The sequence below is a fragment of the Gemmiger formicilis genome (assembly GCF_016901605.1).
Classification (GTDB): domain Bacteria; phylum Bacillota; class Clostridia; order Oscillospirales; family Ruminococcaceae; genus Gemmiger; species Gemmiger formicilis_B.
Genome location: NZ_JACJKP010000279.1, coordinates 1 through 2,206 on the forward strand (window position 1 = coordinate 1; position 2,206 = coordinate 2,206).

Genomic DNA, 2,206 nt, shown 5'->3' on the forward strand with positions numbered 1-2,206 from the left:
CCAGAGCTTTGACCTGTTAAAGGGCAAGGTGGTCATCGGCCGAGACCCGGCAACCTGTAACATCGTATTCGATAAAAACACGCCGGGTATCAGCGGGCGGCACTGCCAGCTAGTCTACGACCCGAATGAAGACTGCTTTATCATCACCGATCTGGGATCGTCCTACGGCACGTTCCTGGGCAACGGCAAAAAGCTGACGGCGAATGTGGCGGAAAAATTGTCGACCGGGGACACCTTCTACCTGTGCGACAACGCCAACCGGTTTGTGGTGAGCAAGGAGTAACCCGTTATGGCAGGGTATTGTTTAAAAAACGGAAGAATCCAGGAAGCGTGGGGAGAGGACGCCGCCGGCCGGGAACTGGCGGCTGTCTTCCACCTGACTGCAGACGGTGAAATGAAAGAACTCCACGAGTTCCCGGCGCTGTCGGAAGGTGAAGGGGCGCTGGCGTATGCAGGTGAGTTCTACATTGAACCCCTGGAAGTACAGATTGAATTTCTAAAAGCGGCCAATGCAGAAAAATGGCTGGAGGCGCTGGTCTTGCGGCATGTCGACCGGGTGCGGCAGGTATCGGAGGAACTCTTTGTCATAGCTGAGATAAAATCGTTTGGAGCATGAATGCAACGGACGCGATGGGGGATATTTTGTTGTTTGCCCTTGGAGTATGTTTGTTTCTCTTCGGAATCATTTTGGCATTCTGTCGGACTGTACGGTCAAAGCGTCGCTGCCGGAGAAGAGTGAACGCCGTCATCTGCGATGTGGACGTCAGCTGGACAGACGACGATTTCACCGATTTCTTCATTACCAACTATAAATACCATCCGGTCTACCAGTACACATTGGATGGACAGGAGTATCGGGTAGTATCCCGGGTAGAGTATTCCAAAAAGGACGAAATCAAAGTCGGTAGTTATGAGGTGCTCTTTGTGGATGAAAAGAATCCCCGGTACTTTTCCTGCCCCTCTGAGAATAGGGAACGTGTAATCAGCGCCCTTATCTGGTCTGTGCTGGGAGTTGCCTTTGCACTTTTTCCTTTAGTGGGCTGGGGCGGGTGGATCGGGCTTCTGGTGGCGCTGGGATTGCTCCTGCTGGGTGATCTGTGTTACGATGCCTGGTCCAAAAATCGGAAGGAGTGACTGTATTTTGCTATCAAAATACATCGTTTTATACTTAAAATACATTGCTTGAGGAGGTGGGAGAATGAATCCGGAACGTGTTTGTTATGGCTGTTTCGCGGAAAAAGAACCGGGGATTCCATGCCCCCGATGCGGATTTAATGAGAACGACGAGCAGCCCTATCTTGCGCTGCCCCTGGGTACGATCCTAAACGGGAGATATCTGGTAGGAAAGGTGCTTGGCATTGGCGGGTTCGGTATCACCTATCTGGGATACGACCTGACACTGGAGATCAAGGTTGCGATTAAAGAATATATGCCCTCCGCCCTGGCCACAAGGCATCCGGACCACTATAGTGTGGCGCTGACCGGACGGGTGGAGGAGGATTACCAGTACGGTATGGAGCGCTTTTTGGATGAAGCGAAGATCCTTGCCAAACTGCAAAACACCCCGCATATCGTATCGGTGCAGAACTATTTCAAAGAGAACGGCACCGCATACTTTGTGATGGAGTACATAGACGGTATGAGCCTGAAAGCCTACCTGGCAAAAAACGGGGATAAGATCCCCTATAACCAGGCGATTGCCATTCTGCAGCCGATCATGGAAGCGCTGGTTCAGGTGCATGCGCTGAACCTCCTGCACCGGGACATCAGCCCGGACAATATCTATATCACATCCAAAGGCGAAAGCCGTCTGCTGGATTTCGGCGCGGCGCGGTTCGCACTGGGGGACGGCAAGAGCGTGTCGGTCATCTTAAAACATGGCTACGCGCCGGAGGAACAGTATTCCAGCCACGGCAATCAGGGACCGTGGACGGATGTTTACGCCATGGGCGCTACCCTGTACCGCTGCATTACCGGGCAGCTTCCGCCAGATTCGGTGGAACGGATCCATGGGGATACCATGAAAAGGCCGTCGGAGCTGGGGTTCCGTATTCCGGCTAATGTGGAAAACGCCATCATGAAAGCGTTGGCGGTAAAAACCGAGGATCGTTTCCCCAATATGGAGGCATTCATCGGGGCACTGAACGGGCGCGTTTCCGTACAGGATCAGGTGGCGGCCAGTATCAGCCAGCGCACCCAGGCTACC

At 53.2% G+C, this 2,206-nt stretch carries 4 protein-coding genes; all 4 read left to right on the forward strand.

Annotation, left to right across the window (positions count from 1 at the left end):
• The coding region (locus H6B10_RS14105; RefSeq protein ID WP_204652184.1) for an FHA domain-containing protein at nt 1-283 on the forward strand (283 nt) is incomplete at its 5' end.
• A 6-nt stretch (nt 284-289) separates the two neighbouring features.
• Entirely contained in the window at nt 290-616 is a 327-nt protein-coding gene (locus tag H6B10_RS14110; RefSeq protein WP_087379615.1) for a hypothetical protein, read from the forward strand.
• 119 nt (nt 617-735) lie between these two features.
• Nucleotides 736-1,134: a hypothetical protein gene (locus H6B10_RS14115; RefSeq protein ID WP_040918716.1), complete on the forward strand. Its 399-nt coding sequence runs from the start codon at nt 736-738 to the stop codon at nt 1,132-1,134.
• A 64-nt stretch (nt 1,135-1,198) separates the two neighbouring features.
• A partial coding sequence (locus tag H6B10_RS14120) for a serine/threonine protein kinase (protein WP_204652185.1) occupies nt 1,199-2,206 on the forward strand: 1,008 nt, incomplete at its 3' end.